We start from the raw sequence: 20,849 nt of genomic DNA, 5'->3' as shown, positions 1-20,849 counted from the left end.
TAGAACCTGCCGTAAAAAATTCCGAGAAACCGTATCAATAGCTATGCCGCGCCCACCTATATCAGGAGCGAAACATGGACATACTTTCGATCACCCCCCCCGCCGCGACACTCCCCTTGCCGCAGGTAGCCGCCACGATAGCCGCAACGGCTCAGCCCATCGCTCCGACCACTGGCGCTTCTGAAGGGCGCAGCACGGATGGTTCCACATCGCAACAGCAACAGAACAGCTCGGAATCTTCGGTCCACAAAGCCCTACAATCGGTCAACGATCAGTTGCAGGCTTGGTCCACAAAGATGAAGTTCACCATAGATCCGAACACCCATCAGGTCGTGGTTGACATCATCGACCCACAAACCGGCAAGACGATCAGCACCATCCCCTCCGAAACCATGCTGCGCGTTGCCAAGATGATCGCAAAATTCCAGGGCAACGCCGTAAAGACAGTAGCCTGACCAGGCAAACGATTCATTCTCTTGCGAGAAAAAGCGCATCTTATCCCTCTTGCCTGTCCGATCAGATACGCCCAGCATTGAGCAAAATTAACGCCGTACCGCCTGCCAAGGCAGAAGGAGCAGTTCCATGTCCACCAGCGCCATATCGAATACCAGTAACGCGGGTCTGATCACCTCGCTAGGTATCGGCTCCAGCCTGGATCTTGCGGGTCTTCTAAGTTCGCTGCAGACTGCTGAACTGGCACCGACCTCGGTTCTTATCAACCGTATTGGCAGCGTCCAAACACAAATTTCGGCTTACGGCACCTTGCAGAGCGCGATTCAAGCGGTTCAAAGCGCCGCCGCGACCCTAGGCCAGGCAAGCACCTTCGAATCCGTGAAAACCGCCGTCACGGGCAGCGATATCACCGCCACGGCCGCCACCGGCGCCATTGCAGGCTCTTACAAGGTCGTGGTGACTGCGCTGGCCCAGGCCGATCAGCTCCAGTCATCCACCGCCATCTCCAGCACAACGGCGGGCAGCCAGAGCTTTGGCAGCGGCGGATCGATCACCATCAAGCTGGCCAACGGCTCCAGCCAGACCATCAACCTCACCGGCAATAGCGACACCAGCCTTCAAGGCGTGATCAACGCCATCAACAGCGACAGCTCGGCCGGCGTAAATGCCACCGCAGTCAACAACGGCAGCGGCGGCGAATACCTGATGATCAGTGGGTCGCAGACCGGCACGACCAATGCCATCTCGAGCATCAGCGTCAGCGGCAACAGTACGCTATCGAGCGCACTGAACTACACCGCAGGCGGCTCCAGCAACAGTCTGACCGTGACGCAAGCGGCCCAAAATGCCGCCCTCACGGTCAACGGTATCGCCATCTCAAGCGGCACCAACACCGTCCAGGGCGCCATCAACAATGTCACGCTAACGCTCAACAGCGTCACGGCTTCCGGCAGCAGCGACACGCTCAACCTCACTGCAGACCCCACTGTTGCCGAAAACGCGGTAAATGCCTTCGTAACGTCCTACAACGCGTTGCAGACCACGATAGGTAGCCTGACCGCATTCAACACCACCAGCAACACGTCCAGCCCGCTCACCGGTGACAACACCACGAACAGCGCACGATCTGCGATTGCGCAAGCGCTGCAGGTCTATATTGGCACGGGCACGTTGCATTCGCTGGCCGACCTGGGCATCACCACCGATGCCCTGACCGGCAAGCTCAACCTCGATACCACCAAGTTGAATCAGGCAATAACCACGGACCCAACCGATGCTGCCGCCCTGTTCACCAGTACCAACGGCCTGTCCGCCACTATCCAAAGCGCAACCACGAACATCCTGGGCAATGCCTCGACTGGCGTCACGGGCACACTTTCCTATGCAACGAGCGGATTGCAACAGACCATCACCGCGCTGCAAAATCAGTACACATCCCTGTTGAGCACAGTCACGGGCGACATGAACCGGTATCGCTCCGAGTTCACCAACCTGGACACCCTGCTCTCCACGATGAATAGCACCAGCACCTACCTCACCCAACAATTCAACGCGATGAACAAGTCGTCGTAATAACATTTTTTTGTCATGGCTTACGCAGAACGACGGACCTCCTATACCAATCGCTCCACTCGGTCGTACGCCGATGTGGGTCTGGAAACAGCGGTATTGAATGCGTCACCCACCCGACTGGTCACGCTACTTTTCACTGGGGCACGAGCGGCGATCGCCAAGGCCAAAATCCATATGGAGGCGGGCCAGATTCCAGAGCGCGGCAAGGCCATAAGCCACGCTACGCGCATCGTGGACGAAGGTCTCAGGCAAAGCCTGAATCTCTCGGCCGGCGGTGAAGTCGCCGAGAATTTGTCCCGCCTTTACAACTACATCATTCGCAGTCTTTATCTGGCCAACTACAGGGCCGATATCGAGCAACTGAACATAGCCGACCGCCTGTTGGCCGAATTGCAGACTGCCTGGCAACAGGCAACGGATCCTCAATCGCACGCCATGGACGAGCCGCAAGCGGATCCGCCGCAACCCTGACTTGCGCCTGATTCACGAGAGCCTCATGACGTCAACGCCGGCCCCTGTGCTGGACATCTATAGGAACATTGCCCGTATCACGGCGGCGATGCTCACCGCCGCGCAGGCGGACGATTGGGGCAAAGTCGTGGATTACGGCAAGGAATATTGCCAATCCGTCGAACGCCTGCGCAGCATCGAAGCGGGAGAACTCCCCCTCGATAGCGCGGCGCGCGGCGTCAAATACGACCTGCTGGTGCAAATTCTGGACAACGACGCGGCCGTTCGCGACCTGGCCATGCCACAGTTGAAGAATCTGAGTCATATGCTTGGCCGCATACGCCGCCAGCAGTCGCTGATGCTTGCCTACCAGGGCCGGACGCCTAGCCTATGAGCGTAGTTGGGCCGCCAGCCCTGAGCAGCATACTGGTACAACGGTTGGACGCCGTGCTGGGTACCAGCATGTCGGCTTATGCCAACCTACTCAACGGCGCCCGCCCCGATGCCGTCGCGCCGCCTGCTGACCCGGAAAAAAATCCGCAGCTGGACCAGAACGGCCAGCCCATACTTCCCGAAGCCCAAGGCGATACGGCACAACAGATCGCTAACGCCAAGACGGCCGCCACGCTATCGCTGGCAGCCCGAGGACTGATCACCCGCACAGACCTCACACCTTCGGCTCCTACTACCCTGGGCGCAACCGCCCGTACGATCCTGGCGCTGCTGGCGCAATCCCCCGACAAGGCGCCGCCTAGCTTGGGCAAGGCGCCGCTATGGCCGGCCTCGAGTGGCAATCAGGATGAACCCCAGACCACCGCAGGTTCGCGTTCTGGCCAAACGCCCGCAATGCCTGCCCCAATAGGCCAGCAGACCCAATCAGCCGTGCAGCCAGCGGGCCAGCAACCCGAAAACCCGCAAGAGCAGCAGTCCAATACGCCATCGTCCTCGAACCAGCCCGCCTCCCCCGCGTCGGGATCGGCTTCATCCCGCGCCAGCCAGCAGGCATCGCCCCCGCTGGCGGCCGGCCAGACCGCTGGCACACAGTCCGCGACAGCCAGCACGACCCAGGCGGCGCAGCTTACGCAGGCGCTACGCGCAGCCTTGCAGCAAACCGGATTGTTCTACGAATCGCACCTGACGCAAATGGCGTTCGGCCAGCGCAGCGTCCAGGAACTGGCCAAGGAACCGCAGGCCCAGTTGGCTCAGGACGCCGTCATCACCCGAGACACACCCATGCCGGCCAATGCGCAGGCTTCGCAGGCTCCAACGCAGAACAATATCCCGATCGCCCCTAGCCCGTTGGCCCATAATGCAGCTGCAGCGCCACAGAACGGGGCAACCACCGGAGGGGGCGGCAGCTCCACCAGCCTGAGTCTGTCAAGCTCAGCAGCGACTGGCGGGAACCCCCTGGCCGGCATTCACCCCGGTGCCACGACGCTGGTCCACCAGCAGCTGGACGTGCTGGCCAATCAAGCCCTGGTCTGGCAGGGCCAGGCCTGGCCCGGCGCGCACATGGAATGGGAGGTGGCACGCGACCGCACCCAGGGCGGTGAACTCATGGCCGATGACCACTGGGCCACGCGCCTGCAGATCGAACTGCCGAATCTTGGCCTGGTCCAGGCGCGATTGAATCTTGCAGGAAATCAGATCGTAATGAGCCTAGTTGCACCCAGCAGCGCCGGCATACTGAGCCAGAACAGCAATGCGCTGCGGCAGCAGTTTGTCGCCACCGGACTGGCCCTGAGCCAGCTTACTGTCGACACCCAACCGCCCTCACCTTTCGATTTGTCGTGAACACCCGCTATGCCGATCCGCGCCGGGCAGCCGTGGCCGTCTCCTACGACGAAGGCCAAATAGCGCCGCGCGTCGTCGCCAAAGGCTACGGCAAGTTGGCCGACACCATCGTGCGCGTCGCGCGCGAAAACGGCCTATATGTTCATGAATCGTCAGAACTGGTCAGCTTGCTCATGCAGGTCGACCTGGACTCACACATCCCGCCCCAACTCTATATGGCCGTGGCGGAACTGCTGGCCTGGCTGTATCGCCTGGAATCGCGCGACATCGGCACGCAGACGCCGAAAACGGGATTGCCCATGCCCGACGGCACTACATCGTGATCTGCGAAATCGTGTTGTAGGCGCTGACCAGGCGGTCGCGCACCTGCACGGCAGTCTGAAAGCCGATATTGGCCTTCTGGGTGTTGATCATGACGTCGTTGAGCGACACATTGGGATCGCCCAGTTCGAACTTCTCGGCCTGCAGCTTGGCCGCCTGCTGGGCATCGGAAATGCGCTGTACCGACTGCCTCAGTTCATCGGCGAAACTGGTGGCCCCTTGGGTTGACGAAACGGTAGGCGATAATTCCGAGGGATCGGATATGCCCTGCTGCGCAGCCTGAACCAATGCCCGCATTTGCTGCAACATGCTCTCGACGCCAGATATGCCTGAAACCGCCATGGCTACGACTTCCTTGCAGAATTCAATTGAAATTCTTGTCAGAATAACGCCGCCACCGCGCCGGCATTGCGGCCAAAAACCGCCAAAATACCCAATACTTCATATGTAACACCATCGGCGTGTAACATCGCTGTCCTTCATATAGGCAGGGTGAAACAAACAACACCCGAAATACGCTTGTTTTCGTCAATTGGCGGATTCCGGCGGACACCGATAATTCATGCTTCCATACCTGAAGTCACGCTACATGCGTAACAAGTTTTCCTTGCCGCCCATGCCGTATCAAATCTTGCGCCGCGCAGCCTGCGGGAGCCGCCGATGAATCAGCAGGCTGCTCTCGGCACCACGCTCCTGGCAAGGTTTCCGGCACTTGCTCGGATCAAGGCCCTTCCCAAGCCCGTTCTGCTCGGTATTGCTGCCGCTCTGGTCGCGCTGATCGTCGTGGCCGTGCTTTGGAGCAGAGGCCCCGACTACAAAGTCCTGTTCTCCAACCTGGATGATCGCGATGGCGGCGCCATCGTGACGGCCCTGGGCCAAATGAACGTACCCTACCGGTTCAACAGCAACGGCACCGCTCTGCTGGTGCCCGCCAATCGCGTCTACGACATCCGCATGCAGCTGGCCAGCCAGGGGTTGCCGCATGGCGGTTCGGTCGGTTTGGAGATTATGGACAAGACGCCTTTCGGCGCCAGCCAGTTCACCGAACAGGTCAATTACCAGCGTGGCCTGGAAGGCGAACTGGAGCGTACCATCGAGGCCATCAACAGCGTGCAGCGCGCGCGCGTGCATTTGGCTTTGCCGCGGCAGTCCCTCTTCGTGCGCGACCGCCAGCCTCCCACGGCCTCGGTGCTGCTCAGGCTTTATCCCGGCCGCACCCTGAGCCAGGCGCAGGTGTCGGCCATCGCTTACCTGGTGGCCACCAGCGTCCCCGGCCTTAATGCCGACCACGTCTCCATCATCGACCAGAATGGCCACTTGCTCTCCAATTCGCCGGACGACGGCCGCGGCATGGACGCCGACCAGCTGCGCTATACGCGCGAGATCGAACAAAACACCGTCGAACGCATACTGACCATCCTCAATCCGCTGGTCGGTCCGGGCAATGTGCGCGCCCAGGTCAGCGCAGACATCGATTTTTCCCGCCGCGAACAAACCGCCGAGACATACCGCCCCAACCAGGCCCCCGGCCAGGCTGCCATCCGCAGCCAGCAGAGCAGCGATTCGCGCAAGAACGGCCCGGGCGCGGCCGAAGGCGTTCCGGGTGCGCTCAGCAACCAGGCTCCGGCCAACGCCCAGGCGCCCATCATCACACCCTCTGCCCAACCAGGCCAGCCCGGCACGCTGAACAATACGCAGCAAAACAGCACGCAAACCCCGCAGCAGAGTCAACCGGTTGCCCAGCAGCACGATGCGACCGTCAATTACGAGCTCGACCGCACCATCACCCACACCAAAGACCAGGTTGGCGTTGTGCGGCGCCTGTCGGTGGCCGTGGTCGTCAATGACTTGCCTGCCAAGAGCAGCAAGACTCCCAAGGCACTGCCGCCGGAAGAACTGGCCAAGCTGACCGACCTGGTCAAGGAAGCCATGGGGTACAACGCTGCCCGCGGTGATTCGGTTAATGTGGTCAACAGCGCCTTCAACGACGCCGAGCCTTCGATCCCTGTTTGGCGCGATCCCCAGACGATCGCATTGGCCAAGACCATCATCGGCTGGCTGATCTTCGCCGCCGTGCTCTTATGGATGTACCGAAAGATCAAGCCGGCGGCCGTAGACTACTTCTTCCCGCCGGTCGACGAAGAGGCCGAAAACCAGGCTCGCATCGAAGCCGAACGGGCGGCCATGGAAGCGGCCCGCGACCGCGAGACCAACCGCTACCAGGACAATCTCACCCGTGCCCGCGACATGGCGACGAAAGATCCTCGCGCCGTCGCCATGGTGCTGCGTTCCTGGATGGCCAGCCAAGATGAGCAACCTCCCAAATGAACGGCTCTGACAACAAATCCCTTGATGGCCTGACCCGCAGCGCCGTCCTGTTGATGACGCTGGGCGAGGATGCGGCGGCCCAAGTGTTTCGCTACCTGACCGCGCGCGAAGTGCAGCAGGTAGGCGGTGCCATGGCCTCGCTCAAGCAGGTCACCCGCCGCGACGTCGGCAATGTCCTGGAAGAGTTCCGCCAGGAGGCCGACCAGTTCCTGGCCGTCAGCGTGGGATCGGACGACTACATCCGCAGCGTGCTCACCAAGGCACTGGGCAGCGATCGCGCCGCAGGCCTGATCGAAGACATCCTGGAGGCCGGCGAAAGCGGCAACGGCATCGACGCCCTGAACTGGCTCGATGCCACCACCGTCACCGAACTCATCGGCAACGAGCACCCGCAGATCATCGCCACCATCCTGGTGCACCTCGAGCGCGACAAAGCCGCTGGCGTGTTGGCAATGCTCACCGATCGCCTGCGCAACGACGTGATGCTGCGCATCGCCACTTTCGGCGGCGTCCAACCTGCCGCATTGGCCGAACTCACCGACGTGCTCAACTCCATGCTGGCCGGCCAGAGTGCCAAACGCAGCAAGATGGGCGGCGTACGCGCCGCGGCCGAAATTCTCAACATGATGGGCTCGGCGCAGGAAGAGGCCGTGGTCAACAGCCTGCGAGAGCGCGATGCCGATCTGGCCCAGAAGATCGTCGATGAGATGTTTACCTTCGAGAACCTCATCGATGTCGAGGATCGCGGCATCCAGCTCATCCTCAAGGAAATCGACAACGAAGTGCTCATGATCGCACTCAAGGGCGCGCCCGAGGAAATGCGCGATAAATTCCTGCGCAATATGTCCAGCCGCGCCGCCGAAATGCTGCGCGAAGACCTCGATGCCCAAGGGCCGGTGCGCATGTCCAAGGTCGAATCCGAGCAGAAAAAGATCATCACCATTGCCCGGCGCCTGGCAGAAGCAGGCCAGATAACCCTGGGCGGCTCGGGAGACGACGCCTATGTCTGACCGGCCGTCCGTCGATGCGCATCATCTTGTGCCGCGCGGCGCCGACTGGCGCCGCTGGGAGATGGTGTCGTTCGACGAGCCGGAAGTCGAGGTCGAGCCCGATGTGCCCGTCGAGCCAGAACCCGCGGGTCCCAGTTTGGAAGAAATCATCCAGACCGCGCGCGATGAAGCCTATCGTGAAGCTTACCAACTAGGCCAGGCCGACGGCCACAAGCAAGGCTATATGCAAGGCCTGCATGAAGGTCGTCAGGCCGGCCACGCAGAAGGCCATTCCTCCGGACACGCCGAAGGCCTCGTGCGGGGCCGCGAGCAGGGCCAGCAGGAAGCCGCCCATCTGCACGCACTGGTTGGCCGTGTCGCGCAGGCCATGAGCGATATGGAAGAGCAGATGGGGCAAAGCCTCATTACCCTAGCGCTGGATATCGCGGCCCAGGTCTTGCGCGGCGAACTGGCCGAGCACCCGGAATCCATGCTGCACGCCGTGCGCGAAGTGCTGCACCTGAATCCGGCCGCGCCTCAGGGCGTGATGCGCCTGTGGGTACATCCCGAGGACATCGAGCTGGTTCGCCTGCACTTGGCGGACGAACTCAAGGACGCCAACTGGCGCGTGCTGGCTGACGAGTCCATCGAGCGCGGCGGCTGCCGTGCCGAGTCGCCTTACGGCGACATCGATGCGACGTTGAGCACACGCTGGCGCCGCGTCGCCGCCTCGCTGGGCCGCAACGCGAACTGGGATCCGCAGCATCCATGAACACGTCCGTCCATCCCGAAGCCCTGCCCGGTGCCGGCGCACAGCCGTCGTCCTTGGCCGAACGTTGGAGGACGCAGCTGGAGATCGGTTCGATCCGCACCGCCGCCACCGAACCTTGGCTGGTAACCGGCCGGATCACCCGCGCCACGGGACTGGTGCTGCATGCCACGGGGCTGCGCTTGCCCGTCGGCGCCGCCTGCCGCGTCGAGATCGCGCGCGGCCACGATCATTGGGCCGATGCCGAAGTGGTTGGTTTCGACGGCCATACGCTCTATCTCATGCCGCAGGCCGATATTTCCGGCCTGCCGCCCGGTGCCCGTGTCGTTCCGGCCGAGCCTGCCTTGCAGCGGCGCGTCCCCCTGCCCAAGAAGGCCGAACTCAACGGCAACGCCAAGCCGCAATTGGGCCGTCATCTACCTGTAGGTAATGCCCTGCTGGGCCGCGTGGTCGACGGCGCCGGCCGTCCGCTCGATGGACTGGGTCCATTGAGCGGCGCCGATCTCGCCCCGCTTACCGCCCTGCCCATCAACCCGCTCTCGCGGGCACCCATCGACACCGTGCTGGACGTGGGTGTGCGCGCCATCAACGGCCTGCTGACCGTAGGTCGCGGTCAGCGTATGGGCCTGTTCGCGGGCTCCGGCGTAGGCAAAAGCGTACTGCTGGGCATGATGGCCCGTTATACCCGGGCAGACGTCATCGTCGTGGGCCTGATTGGCGAACGCGGCCGAGAAGTCAAGGAATTCATTGAGCACAATCTGGGACCCGAAGGCCTGGCGCGCTCGGTTGTGGTGGCAGCACCGGCCGACGTTTCGCCGCTTTTGCGCTTGCAAGGCGCCAACTACGCCACGCGGCTGGCGGAACATTTCCGCGACCAAGGTCTGGATGTGCTGCTCATCATGGACTCGCTCACCCGTTATGCCATGGCCCAGCGGGAGATCGCCCTGGCCATCGGCGAACCGCCTGCCACCAAGGGCTATCCGCCCTCGGTATTCGCGCGCATGCCGGGCTTGGTAGAGCGTGCGGGCATGGGTGCGCCCGGCCCCGACGGCAAAGCCGGTTCGATAACAGCCTTCTACACCGTACTGGCAGAGGGCGACGATCAGCAAGATCCGATCGCCGACGCCGCGCGCGCCATTCTGGACGGCCACGTAGTGCTTTCCCGTTATCTGGCCGATGCTGGACATTACCCGGCCATCGACATCGAAGCCTCGATCTCCCGCGCCATGACCTCGCTCATTACGCAACAGCAGTTCAACCTGGTGCGGCGTTTCAAGCAGTCCTTCTCGCGCTATCAACGCAATCGCGATCTGATTGCGGTGGGTGCCTATGCGGCCGGCAACGATCCCCAATTGGACGATGCCATCGCGCGCTATCCTCGCCTGGAGACCTTCCTGCAGCAGGACATCGCCGAGAGCGTCGATTATGAAGCGGCGATCCAGCAATTGCGCGCCGTCACAGAAACGCGAGGAGACGCACGTGCCTAGCCATCTGCCCCTGGACACCCTGATCGAACTGGCCAAGGAGCACGCCGATACGGCTGCCCGCGCCCTGGGCCGCCTGAACCAGGAACGCCAGCATGCCGAGAAACAACTCGAGCTGCTGCGCGACTACCGCAACGATTACCTGACGCGCCTGCAGAAAATCATGCTCTCGGGCATGACGGCTTCCGACTGCCATAATTACCAGCGCTTCATCACCACGCTGGACGATGCCATCAGCCAGCAGGTTGTTTCACTTGAAGCGCTAAACGTCAATCTTGAAAAAAGCCGCTTGCATTGGCAGCACCAGCAACGCAAACTGAATGCCTTCGATACGCTGGCTCAGCGTGAGGCCCAGGCGGCGCGCGTCGTCACCGAACGCCACGAACAGCGCATAAACGACGAGCACTCCACACGGCTAGCCGGCCGGCGGCATTCTTTCTACTGAATCGAACTCATTGCCATGGAGCGTCCATGACTGCCGCCCTCAATCTTGCCACTGTGAATGCCCTTTCGGCGCCCACGACCTCACCCCAGGCTCAGGCCGCCTCGCCTGCCGTCGGTGCCGGCCAGAGCAGCAATCCCAGCTTCTCGAAAATCCTGGCCAGCCAGCCTGGCAGCGGCAATACAGCCCAGAGCCAGACTTCGAGCAATACCTCCCCGCAGGCGCAGCAGCAAGCCGACGCTTCCGGCAGCGCTGCTACGGGCAATGAACAGAACCCCCAGGCTGTCGGCAGCCAGAATGGCAACGCCGCCGCCAAATCCTCCGGTAAGGACGGCGCCAAGAGTCACGACAAGAACGACCCGAAGCAGGATGCCACCGGCATTGCAATCAGCATTGTGACCAATGCTGCGGCGCTCCCGTCCCCATCTATGCAGCAAGCCCCGCAGGCGGCGGCTGTCCAGCAGGGGACGCAGACTGCACTCAGCCTGCCGCAGCAGGCACTGGAAATCGCCGCCCAGGTTGCCGCAGTGCAGAGCCAGGTGGCAAACCGCCAGTCCCTCCCCCCTCAGGGCGCCAGCGCCTCGGGCAAAGGGGACGCCGTGTTAGGTACGGCAGCGGCCGCCAAGTCCGCCGTGGCGGCAGCCGAAAAATCCGCTATGGCATCAGCCGCCACGCCGGCTACCGCCCAGGCTCAGACGCCGGTCCTCTCGCCAGGCACCTCGCAGCCGCAGGACATGAGCGGCATGGCAGCGCCTGCCGCCGCACTGCCATCGGCCGCTGCCCAGCCTGCAGCGCCAGTGCAAACGTCCATCCAGGGCCTGCGCCGTACCGCCGCTGCCGACGTCAAACCCATGGCCTCGTCCACCAGACAGTCGCCCAGCGTTACCCGCGGCAGCACGCAAACCAGCGACGCTGCCTCAGCGGCCAATAGCGCGCAGCAACAGCAGGCGCCGCTGGTCGCACAAGCGGCAGCGGCAGCGGCAGCCGTGGCCGTGCCCCAGAACATCGCCGCGATCGCCGCGCAGGCCAGCGCCTCTTTGGCCTCCTCAACGGTTGCCGCCTCGGCACGAACCGGCCAATCGACCACGAACGCTCCATCCGGCATTACCTCCAGCCAGATCCCGGTCGTGCTCAGCCTGACTTCCACGCCGGTCGGTTCGGCCCAATGGAACACCGACCTGAGCCGCCAGATGGTGCTGCTCAGCAACAACGCGAAAAATGGCAACCAGACAGCCGAATTGCGGCTGGACCCCCCTAATCTTGGCCCTCTGCACGTCACGATCAGCCTGACTGACGGTATCGCCAGCGCCTCTTTTGTTTCTGCGCACGCCGTCGTGCGGCAGACACTCGAGTCCGCCATGCCACAACTGCAGACTGCCTTCGAACAGGCCGGACTGTCGCTGGGCCAGACCAGCGTAGGCGATCAAAACGCGCAATCCGGGGAACGACAGGCATCGGGCGGCCAGGCGGGCCGATCCGCTTCGGTGCAGGCGGTTGACAACGGCAATACCACCACGGCCGTGCTTCAAGTTTCCCCCACGCGCAACATCAATGCCTTGGTCGATACCTTTGCGTGACGAAATTCCCGCCGCAATAGACTGAGGTACCCCGCTTTCGACCTGTTTTTCGCGTGCCTTGGAGCCGCGGATTTCGGGCAGAATGCCTACATCCATCCGTATTGGTTCAGTTCTCGCCCGTACCATACGCACTTAAATCCGATGGCCACGACACTAAAATCCCCTCCCAAGATGGCTGATTCCTCCTCCTCAGGTGGCATGGGCCGCATTGTCCGCCCATTGATCTGGCTGCTGGTTCTGCTCATCGTGGCCGCGCTGTGCATTACCGGCACCTGGTTCTACCTGCACTGGCAATCCAGCCGCCAGCTCAATCCCGTCCAGCTGGCGGTGGGCCAGTCTTCGTCCCCAGCCAAGGTCCAGTACACCAAGCCTGCCCAGGTCGCCCAGATCCCCGCGCCCATTTTCATCAAGCTCGATCCGTTCACGGTCATGCTCGAGAGCAAGGACTCGGAACGCATGCTGTTCCTCGGAATCACCCTGAGGCTGGGCGATGATCAATCGCGCGACCGCATCGAAAAATACATGCCTGAAGTACGCAGCCGCATCCTGATGATTCTGTCCTCGTTGACGCCTCAAGACGTCCAGACCCCGGATGGCAAGGCCAAGATAATCAAGGAGATCACCGCCGCCGTCAGTAAGCCCTTCGCGCCTATTCCCGACGGGCAGAATGTTTCCGGCGTTCTCTTCACGGATTTCGTGGTGCAATAAGCATGGCCTATGAGGCGTTTCTTTCCCAGGATGAAGTCGATGCCTTGCTCGCCGGCGTTACTGGCGAGGAGCAGAGCAATGCTCGGGTCGCCGACAGCGATGCGCCGGGAACCCGTGCTTACGACCTGAGTTCGCCCGAGCGCGTCGTGCGTCGGCGCATGCAGACGCTGGAGCTCATCAACGAACGTTTCGCGCGCCATTTGCGTACCGTGCTACTGAATTTCATGCGCCGCAGCGCCGATATAACGGTCAGCTCCATCCGCATCCAGAAGTACGCCGATTTCGAACGCAACATCCCTGTACCCAGCAACCTCAACATGGTTCTGCTGCGACCTTTGCGCGGCACGGCCATGCTGTCCTACGATGCCAGCCTGGTCTTCCTGGTGGTTGACAGCCTGTTCGGCGGCGACGGCCGTTACCACATGCGGGTGGAAGGCCGCGACTTCACGAGCACCGAACAGCGCATCATCCGGCGCCTGCTCAACCTCACGCTCGACAGCTATGGCAGAGCCTGGGAATCGGTTTATCCCGTCGAGTTCGAATACGTCCGTTCCGAGACGCATACCAAGTTCGCCAATATCACAGGCGGCAACGAAGTGGTGGTTATTTCCCATTTTCGCATCGAATTCGGCGCACAAGGCGGTGACCTGAATATCTGCCTGCCTTACTCGATGATCGAGCCCATCCGCGACATTCTCACCCGCCCTATGCAGGAAACCGCACTCGAGGAAGTGGATCAGCGCTGGACCCATCAGCTCACGCGCCAAGTGCGCAGCGCCGATATCGACCTGAGCGCGGAGTTCGTCAGCATTCCTTCCAGCGTACGCGAGCTACTGGCCATGAAGGTCGGTGATGTCCTGCCTATCGAAGTACCCGAGTCCATTATCGTCAACGCCAACGGCATACCGCTCATGGAATGCGGCTATGGTGTCTTCAATGGACAGTACGCCCTGCGCGTTCAGAACACAATCCCACACGACGACTCCGATTACAACGAGGCCTTAAAACATGGCTGATCAAAACGACCAGTCCGATAATCCCGGCGCGACTGCGCCTCCATCATCGGGTACCGACGACTGGGCTGAGGCTTTTGCCGAGCAGGCGGCAGGTTCCGCCGCGCCTGCTCAGTCCGTCGCATCGGCAGAGGACGACTGGTCTGCGGCTCTCGCCGAGCAAGCCCGTTCCGTACCGCCTACGCAGGCCGACGGATTGCGCGCTGGCACAGACGCTGCGCCTTCGCCAGCGGCCGCACCGGCCGCCCAGCCGGCAGCCCAATCCTTGTTCAAGCCGCTCGCCGGCGGCGAAGGCTCCGGCAGCGGTACCGATATAGACTTGATCATGGACGTCCCCGTCCAGCTCACGGTCGAGCTGGGCCGCACACGCCTGACCATCAAGAACCTGCTGCAGCTGGGCCAGGGATCCATCGTCGAACTCGAGGCATTGGCCGGCGAACCCATGGATATCTTCGTCAACGGCTATCTCATCGCACAAGGTGAAGTGGTCGTGGTCGAAGAAAAATACGGTATCCGACTGACTGACATCATTACGCCGTCCGAGCGCCTGAACCGGCTCAACAGCCGGCGCTAAGCATGGCGACTACTCTGCCGTCCGTCGCATTTATCACCCTGCAAAAGGTCCTTAGCCGTTTTCGGACGCCGGGACTCAGACCGGCATGATGCAAGACGCCGTCCTGCGCACCACGCTGGGCCTGATTATGGTCGTAGCGGTGATTCTGGCCATGGCCTGGATGGCACGGCGCACTGGCCTTGTTTCCCGCCAAGGCGGCAGCGCCGGTTTGAAGCTCGTCTCCCGCCTATCGCTGGGTCCTCGCCAGAACGTGATCGTGGTCCAGGCGCAGGACACCTGGCTGGTACTGGGCCAGACCGCAACCAACATTACCGTCCTGCATACCATGCCGGCACAGGCCGCGCCCGAAGCGCCTGGACCTGACTCCCGTTCCGATTTTCCCCAGGCATTGGCCGCGAAACTCGGCAAGGCGCTCAAGCGTCCCTAAGCCGAAACCCGCCCCACCATCTCCATGCTGCCTGTTTTTTCACGCTCCGGCCCGATCGCCTTGCCGCTGAACCCGCGCCGGCGTCCAGCCTGGATGCGCTACGCCCTATTGGCTTTGATCGGCTTGGCTCTGTTTCCCGGCACCACGCTGGCACAGGCTACCCTACCTGCCCTGACAGCCACCCCTGGTCCAGGCGGATCGCAGACGTACTCGCTCAGCATGCAGACGCTGCTGCTGATGACCTCGCTCACGTTCCTACCAGCGGCCTTGCTGATGATGACCAGCTTCACACGCATCATCATCGTGCTGAGTCTGCTGCGCACAGCGATGGGCACGCAGGCCACGCCACCCAACCTGGTGCTGCTGGGCATGGCGCTCTTCCTGACTTACTACACCATGTCGCCGGTGTTCGACAAAATCTACACCGATGCCTATCGTCCCTTGTCGAACAACACCATCACGTTCGAGACCGCGGTGGACCGGGCCAGCGTACCGTTGCGTACCTTCATGCTGCACCAGACGCGCGAAACGGATCTCAGACTCTTTGCCGATCTGGCCAAAACACCCGCGATGAACGATCCCAGCCAGACGCCCATGAGCATTCTGGTCCCGGCCTTTGTTACGAGCGAACTGAAGACCGCGTTCCAGATCGGTTTCACAATCTTCATACCCTTTCTAATTATCGACATGGTGGTGGCCAGTACACTCATGGCCCTGGGCATGATGATGGTGCCGCCCGCCACGGTCGCCCTGCCTTTCAAACTCATGCTATTTGTGCTGGCTGACGGCTGGCATTTATTGATGGGTTCGCTCGCCAAGAGCTTCTATCAGTAATTTCTGGGAGAGAACCGCGATGACCGCCGAAACTGTCATGACCATGGCCTACCAGGCCATGAAGGTCGCGCTGGCCATGGCCGCACCCTTGCTGCTTATCAGCCTGGTGGTGGGCTTGGTGATCAGCGTGTTCCAGGCCGCGACGCAGATCAACGAAATGACTTTGTCGTTCATACCCAAGTTGCTGGCCATCTGCGCCGGCCTGGTTGTGCTGGGTCCGTGGCTGACTGGTCTGATGGTCGATTACCTGCGCCAGATCATCACCCAGATCCCTTCCCTGGTTTCCTGATCCGCCGGGACTGCACGGTCGCCCGCGCACGGCTGCGCCAATGATTTCCTTTACCTCGGATCAGCTCAACGCCTGGGTAGGTCATTTCCTCTGGCCTTTCATGCGCCTGCTGGGGCTTTTCCTCGTTGCGCCGGTATTTTCCCATGCATCGGTCCCCAATCTGGTCAAGATCGGCCTGGCCTTCGTGCTCACGGTAGCCATCGCCCCGGCCATCGGCCACATCCCAAAGATCGACCTCAATTCCTGGGATGCGCTGCTGGTGATCGTGGAGCAGACGGTGATAGGCCTGGCCATGGGGTTCGTCATGCAACTCATCCTCGCCGCGGTGGAAGTCGGCGGCGAGTTCATAGGCCTGCAAATGGGCCTGTCCTTTGCCCAGATATTCGACCCGGTCAATGGCGCCAACACCGCCGTTCTCTCGCAGTTCCTGAGCATCATCACGACCATGCTGTTCCTGGCCTTCGATGGACACCTGCTCTTGCTGTCCGCGCTGGTACACAGCTTCAATAGCCTGCCCATAGGCCTGGGAGCTCTGGATCGCAACGGCTGGGGCGTCATCATCCAGTCGGGAGCGAGCATTTTTGCATCTGGCCTGCTGCTTTCCCTGCCACTGATCTGCGCCCTGCTGGTCATGAACCTGGCTATGGGCATCCTCAATCGCGCCGCGCCGCAACTGACGGTGTTCTCAGTAGGTTTTCCCGTCACCTTGATTTCAGGCCTGGTGCTGCTGACCAGCGTATTGCCGCACTCGGGCGCCTACTTCGAATCTTTGTTCCAGCAAGGATTCGACACCTTGGACCTGCTGCTCTCGAAACTGGGCGGCCATTGAGCAAGCGCAGCCCCGAAGAAAAACGGGCCAGTTGCCAACTGGCCCGCTTTTCGTTAACGCGGCAGAACGGTCCTACGACGCCAAAATCGGCGCACCGCCATGCGGCAACGGCGATCCAGGCATATCTATCACTTCGCCCGTACCAAGCTTGAATATCGCAACGGCTTGGGCCAATTTGCCCGATTGATCCTGCAAAGAGCTGGCCGCCGCGGCCGCCTGCTCCACCAGCGCCGCATTCTGCTGCGTCGTCTCGTCCATCTGCGTCACGGCGCGGTTGACCTGGTCGATTCCACGCGCCTGCTCCTCCGACGCCGCCGAGATTTCGCCCATGATATCGGTCACCCGTTTGACCGAGGCCACGATCTCCTGCATGGTCGCCCCCGCGCGCTCGACCTGGCTCGAGCCCACCGTCACCTTGCCCGCCGAATCTTCGATAAGCTGCTTGATCTCCTTGGCTGCCTGCGCGCTGCGCTGGGCCAGGTTGCGTACTTCGCCGGCTACCACGGCAAAACCCTTGCCCTGCTCGCCCGCGCGCGCCGCCTCCACCGCCGCGTTCAAGGCCAGGATATTGGTCTGAAAGGCAATGCCGTCGATCACCGAGACGATCTCGAAGATTTTCTTCGAGCTGGTCGAAATAGCCTGCATGGTGCCGATCACTTCCGATACGGCCGAGCCGCCACGCACCGCCACCTCCGAAGCGCTGGCCGCCAGCTGGTTGGCCTGGCGCGCGTTCTCGGCGTTCTGGTTCACAGTGGAGGCCAATTCCTGCATCGAGGCCGCAGTTTCCTCCAGCGACGCTGCTTGCTCTTCCGTACGCGAAGACAGGTCGGTATTACCGGAGGCTATCTCCTTGGAACCATTGTCGATCTCTTCCACGCCCCTGCGCACCGACGCCACCGTGCGGATCAGACTTTCCTGCATGCGCTTGAAACCTGCATACAAGACGGTGATCTCGTTACGACCGCGCACCGGGATCTTGCTCGTCAGATCGCCTTCCGCCACCTTGTTGAATAGCTGACCGGCCGATACCAGCGGTTTGACGACCAAGCTGTTGAAAATTCCGCGAGCCAGAATCGCCAGAATCAGCGACAGCAGAATCGCCATACCCACCGCGATCAGCCCTTTGCGCAATTCCTCGGCAGCCTGGTCTGTCAGCGCCTGCTGACGCGCCTCGATATATTTGCTGAAATTGGCGATCGATTGAATGAACGCAGCGCTGCGCGGCGTGCCATAGGTATCGTTCACCATATAGAAAGTGGAGAAATCCTGATGATTCAAGGCATCGACCATGGGATCCACGCCATCGTCGATATAGGCGCGATAGTGACGCATCAGATCGATGGAAAGCCGGTGCCCGGTATTGTCCTGCAGCATGTTCTTCTGGAACTGGCCAAAGCTCTTGCGTACACCGTCCAGCAAAGCAACCGCCTCGGTCATGGCCTTCTTTCCCGACGCCGTGGTGTCGTCCGTGCCGCCCCAGCCCGCCTCCTGCAAGTAGCGTGCCGACACCATCAGTCCGACGCGGGCCTGCAGCATATTGCTGTTGATGGTGGACACCGTGCGCTCGCGCGCAGTTAGGTCACCGATATTTTGCACGGATTTATAGTTCTGCTGCAGGTAATAGGCACCCAGCCCGCCCACACTTACCACCAGCACGAAAAACAGTGCCATGATGATGAGCAGCAAGGTTCCCACGTGCACGTTGCGCAGGCTCAAGCCCTGAGACGTGGGACGCTGGGCTGAAGATTTGACGCGAGGCTTCTTGCTCCCCTTGCTGTTCGACTCGGTAGTCACAACGGCTCCTTTTCAATATCGCGCGGCTCTTGATCCGCTGTCTGCTAAGCATCCGCGTCGGCAAAAACGCTCGCGTAGCGGTTCCAATGGTTAGGTGATGAGATTTACTTGGCGGCGGGCGGCGCTACCGGGACGGGTATGGAGTACGTCTGTAGAGTATCCATGCCCGGCGGCGGTCCGGTGACACCCGAACCCAGGCCAGGACTCGCACCCGTCGCCGCGGTAGCGCCGGCCATGGGTTGGACCTGCGCCGCCACGGGCTGCGCTGCGGGAGCGGGAGCGGCGGGAGGAGGCACTCCGCCTGACAGCTTCTGCTTTGTCGCCGGTGAGATCAACAAATTGGTGCCGTCGACCAGGCGAACGAAGCGTCCATCTGGGCCAAACAGCAGCATGGCCTCCTGAGTGCCGTACGCGCCGTCCGTGAGCAGCGTCAGGTGAAAACGCCAAAAAGCCAGGGTCGTGCCGTCGCTTTGCGGATAGATCCGCTCAGGCGGCGCATTTAGCAGATACACGGCTTGAGCCATGGTGGTCTGCCCCGGCTTGAAATCGGCAAGCGCCGTGGAATCGAAACCGTGCCCTGTAGCGACGCACCCCGCCAGAACCAGCAGCATCGCGGCGGCAAGCGCCGCCAAGCCATGACCCATCGCACCACCTCGATACGCCAAGCGCACCCTAAAAAGATTTCTGATCATCCGTATCCGCGGCAGTAGCCTTGCGCAATGCACTAAGGTTTCGGAATGCGGCCAACAGCCCAGTATGTATTTTCAGATTGGCGAACATCGATTTTTCAGGCCTTGACAGGGCAGTGACTTGGCATTTTTCTAATCTGAAACGCCGACCTCGCAGCAGGCCGGCGGCAGGCTGACATTACAGGCGCAACCAAGCGGCCCAATAGCTTAGCCGGCATTCATGCTAAACAAATTGGCATTCTGAACCACCGAGAACGACTGAATTGCCGCCTGCAGGGCCACCTGGCGCAATTGCAGGCTGCTGGTGGCCGAATACATATTCACATCCAGCAAATTGCCCAGTTGCTGGGTATCGGACAGGCCCAGTTGCGTGCCCGTGTTGCCCAACGCATCGACCTCGTTCATGCGTGCACCGATTGAGGTGATGACCGTCTGCACGTTGTCGTAGTTCAGCTGGATCTGTTTATTAGCCGACGCTAGTGAATTGGTAATCGCCGCCGCGGCAACCGCGTTATTGTTGGACGGCACACTCAGCACATTGATCAGGTTGTTCAGGGTCTGGAACATATCCATGTTCGAACCCACCCCGTTCTTGGGCGTATCCAGCGTAAACGTATCCCCCGCCTGCGGTGCTCCCGAGACTGAGAATGAGACGCCACCACCCGGCATCGAAATCGTGGCGCCACTAGTATAGGCCTGCCAGCTCGTCGTCGTCGCCGGACCGCTGGGATTGCCCGGATCAATCATGCTGACCGTATAGCCCAGTTGGCCGGCATTGGCGCCGGTACCGGCGCTGAACGTGACCGTAAAGTTCTTGCCTACATTGTTGGTCGACGAAGGAACGCTGACCGAGGCCGGCACGAAGATGCCGGTACCCGTGTTGCTGCTACCGGCCTGCGTGATATAGGCCTGCGTGCCAGGTGTAACGCGATTGAATACATCCGTGCCCACATCGCTGCCGGCCACTTGCAATGATTGCGACACCTGAATATTGCGCTGGCCTTGGTCGCCCTGATAGGTCACAACGCCCGTCGCCGAATTCAGTTGATATGGCTGAGTTGCGCCCTGGTATCCCGAGAAGACATACTGACCGTTGCTGTCGGTGGTATTGGCCAAGGAGACCAGTTGGCTGCGCAGGTTGGTCAGCGCGGTCACAATGGACTGGCGATTGGAGTCCCCCAACGTGGAGTCTCCCGCTGCGATGACGTTTTGCAGCACGCTCTGCATAGTCGTCGTCACCGAGTTCAGGGCATTTTCCTCCGCCCCCAGCGAATTGGTGACTTGATCCTGGTTCGACGCAAAGGTGGAATTCATCGTGGCGTCTTGCGACAGAACCACCGCCTGCGCCGCAGCCAGGGGATTGTCGGACGGCGTCTGCACCGCCAAGCCGGACGAAAGCTGGCTTTGCACCTGTGTCAGCTCAGACTGCTGGTTCAGAATGCCGTTCAGAGAGTTCTGGTAGAACTGCGAGGTGCTGATGCGTGTCACCATCATCGTGCTCCGGTAAATATCT

The 20,849-nt window shown here is 61.4% G+C and carries 23 protein-coding genes; 19 read left to right on the top strand and 4 right to left on the bottom strand.

Features of this window, described 5'->3' with window-relative positions; translation table 11 throughout:
- Positions 1–74: 74 nt before the first annotated feature.
- The 6 genes from H143_RS0115150 to H143_RS0115125 all read left to right on the top strand — a co-directional run bounded on the left by H143_RS0115150 (position 75) and on the right by H143_RS0115125 (position 4,592).
- Positions 75–455 carry a flagellar protein FlaG gene (locus H143_RS0115150; protein ID WP_019939108.1) on the top strand — a complete coding sequence of 127 codons (381 nt, stop codon included), beginning with the start codon at positions 75–77 and terminating at the stop codon, positions 453–455.
- Between the two features lie 127 nt (positions 456–582).
- Positions 583–2,025, top strand: a complete 1,443-nt coding sequence (fliD, locus tag H143_RS0115145; RefSeq protein ID WP_019939107.1) for a flagellar filament capping protein FliD — start codon at positions 583–585, stop codon at positions 2,023–2,025.
- Positions 2,026–2,040: 15 nt separating this feature from the next.
- A complete protein-coding gene (gene fliS / locus H143_RS0115140) occupies positions 2,041–2,496 on the top strand; it encodes a flagellar export chaperone FliS (protein ID WP_026350106.1) in 456 nt (151 codons plus the stop codon).
- A 25-nt stretch (positions 2,497–2,521) separates the two neighbouring features.
- On the top strand, positions 2,522–2,869 hold the full coding sequence (locus H143_RS0115135) for a flagellar protein FliT (protein WP_026350105.1): 348 nt from the start codon (positions 2,522–2,524) through the stop codon (positions 2,867–2,869).
- Positions 2,866–4,269, top strand: a complete 1,404-nt coding sequence (locus H143_RS0115130) for a flagellar hook-length control protein FliK (RefSeq protein ID WP_026350104.1) — start codon at positions 2,866–2,868, stop codon at positions 4,267–4,269. The genes H143_RS0115135 and H143_RS0115130 overlap by 4 nt, the downstream gene beginning before the upstream one ends.
- Positions 4,266–4,592, top strand: coding sequence for an EscU/YscU/HrcU family type III secretion system export apparatus switch protein (locus H143_RS0115125; protein WP_019939103.1), 327 nt, complete (start codon positions 4,266–4,268; stop codon positions 4,590–4,592). Before H143_RS0115130 ends, H143_RS0115125 begins: the two co-directional genes overlap by 4 nt.
- Here H143_RS0115125 and fliE read toward each other — a convergent pair.
- Positions 4,582–4,932, bottom strand: a complete 351-nt coding sequence (gene fliE / locus H143_RS0115120; RefSeq protein ID WP_019939102.1) for a flagellar hook-basal body complex protein FliE — start codon at positions 4,930–4,932, stop codon at positions 4,582–4,584. The two genes, H143_RS0115125 and fliE, sit on opposite strands and share 11 nt — an antisense overlap.
- A 318-nt stretch (positions 4,933–5,250) precedes the next feature.
- On the opposite strand from fliE, the gene fliF reads away from it, so the two are divergent.
- The 13 genes from fliF to fliR all read left to right on the top strand — a co-directional run bounded on the left by fliF (position 5,251) and on the right by fliR (position 16,853).
- Positions 5,251–6,918 carry a flagellar basal-body MS-ring/collar protein FliF gene (gene fliF, locus H143_RS0115115; RefSeq protein ID WP_019939101.1) on the top strand — a complete coding sequence of 556 codons (1,668 nt, stop codon included), beginning with the start codon at positions 5,251–5,253 and terminating at the stop codon, positions 6,916–6,918.
- Positions 6,915–7,928 carry a flagellar motor switch protein FliG gene (gene fliG, locus H143_RS0115110; protein WP_019939100.1) on the top strand — a complete coding sequence of 338 codons (1,014 nt, stop codon included), beginning with the start codon at positions 6,915–6,917 and terminating at the stop codon, positions 7,926–7,928. Before fliF ends, fliG begins: the two co-directional genes overlap by 4 nt.
- Positions 7,921–8,679 (top strand): flagellar assembly protein FliH, encoded by a 759-nt coding sequence (gene fliH / locus H143_RS0115105; protein ID WP_019939099.1) that lies wholly within the window; start codon positions 7,921–7,923, stop codon positions 8,677–8,679. Before fliG ends, fliH begins: the two co-directional genes overlap by 8 nt.
- Positions 8,676–10,163 (top strand): flagellar protein export ATPase FliI, encoded by a 1,488-nt coding sequence (fliI, locus tag H143_RS0115100; RefSeq protein WP_019939098.1) that lies wholly within the window; start codon positions 8,676–8,678, stop codon positions 10,161–10,163. Before fliH ends, fliI begins: the two co-directional genes overlap by 4 nt.
- A complete protein-coding gene (fliJ, locus tag H143_RS0115095) occupies positions 10,156–10,605 on the top strand; it encodes a flagellar export protein FliJ (protein WP_019939097.1) in 450 nt (149 codons plus the stop codon). The genes fliI and fliJ overlap by 8 nt, the downstream gene beginning before the upstream one ends.
- 26 nt (positions 10,606–10,631) lie before the next feature.
- Positions 10,632–12,179 carry a flagellar hook-length control protein FliK gene (locus tag H143_RS20845; protein ID WP_019939096.1) on the top strand — a complete coding sequence of 516 codons (1,548 nt, stop codon included), beginning with the start codon at positions 10,632–10,634 and terminating at the stop codon, positions 12,177–12,179.
- Positions 12,180–12,320: 141 nt separating this feature from the next.
- Positions 12,321–12,887 (top strand): flagellar basal body-associated FliL family protein, encoded by a 567-nt coding sequence (locus H143_RS0115085; RefSeq protein ID WP_026350102.1) that lies wholly within the window; start codon positions 12,321–12,323, stop codon positions 12,885–12,887.
- Between the two features lie 2 nt (positions 12,888–12,889).
- Positions 12,890–13,903, top strand: coding sequence for a flagellar motor switch protein FliM (fliM, locus tag H143_RS0115080; protein ID WP_019939094.1), 1,014 nt, complete (start codon positions 12,890–12,892; stop codon positions 13,901–13,903).
- A complete protein-coding gene (gene fliN, locus H143_RS0115075; protein WP_019939093.1) occupies positions 13,896–14,474 on the top strand; it encodes a flagellar motor switch protein FliN in 579 nt (192 codons plus the stop codon). The genes fliM and fliN overlap by 8 nt, the downstream gene beginning before the upstream one ends.
- Positions 14,475–14,559: 85 nt before the next feature.
- A complete protein-coding gene (gene fliO / locus H143_RS0115070) occupies positions 14,560–14,901 on the top strand; it encodes a flagellar biosynthetic protein FliO (RefSeq protein ID WP_019939092.1) in 342 nt (113 codons plus the stop codon).
- Positions 14,902–14,994: 93 nt separating this feature from the next.
- Positions 14,995–15,735 (top strand): flagellar type III secretion system pore protein FliP, encoded by a 741-nt coding sequence (fliP, locus tag H143_RS0115065; protein WP_033366734.1) that lies wholly within the window; start codon positions 14,995–14,997, stop codon positions 15,733–15,735.
- 19 nt (positions 15,736–15,754) lie between these two features.
- A complete protein-coding gene (gene fliQ / locus H143_RS0115060) occupies positions 15,755–16,024 on the top strand; it encodes a flagellar biosynthesis protein FliQ (protein ID WP_019939090.1) in 270 nt (89 codons plus the stop codon).
- A 40-nt stretch (positions 16,025–16,064) separates the two neighbouring features.
- Complete coding sequence (gene fliR, locus H143_RS0115055; protein ID WP_019939089.1) at positions 16,065–16,853, top strand: flagellar biosynthetic protein FliR; 789 nt, start codon at positions 16,065–16,067, stop codon at positions 16,851–16,853.
- Positions 16,854–16,925: 72 nt separating this feature from the next.
- Here fliR and H143_RS0115050 read toward each other — a convergent pair whose 3' ends face one another.
- From H143_RS0115050 to flgL, 3 genes are all read right to left on the bottom strand, one after another.
- Complete coding sequence (locus H143_RS0115050) at positions 16,926–18,647, bottom strand: methyl-accepting chemotaxis protein (protein ID WP_026350100.1); 1,722 nt, start codon at positions 18,645–18,647, stop codon at positions 16,926–16,928.
- A gap of 104 nt (positions 18,648–18,751) precedes the next feature.
- Positions 18,752–19,291 (bottom strand): hypothetical protein, encoded by a 540-nt coding sequence (locus H143_RS0115045; RefSeq protein WP_019939087.1) that lies wholly within the window; start codon positions 19,289–19,291, stop codon positions 18,752–18,754.
- A 252-nt stretch (positions 19,292–19,543) separates the two neighbouring features.
- Positions 19,544–20,827 (bottom strand): flagellar hook-associated protein FlgL, encoded by a 1,284-nt coding sequence (gene flgL, locus H143_RS0115040; RefSeq protein ID WP_033366733.1) that lies wholly within the window; start codon positions 20,825–20,827, stop codon positions 19,544–19,546.
- Positions 20,828–20,849: the final 22 nt, after the last annotated feature.

The organism is Bordetella sp. FB-8, assembly GCF_000382185.1.
Taxonomy (GTDB): Bacteria; Pseudomonadota; Gammaproteobacteria; order Burkholderiales; family Burkholderiaceae_B; genus Bordetella.
The sequence above is the reverse complement of the archived record's forward strand: the minus strand, read 5'-3'. Positions and strand labels throughout refer to the sequence as shown.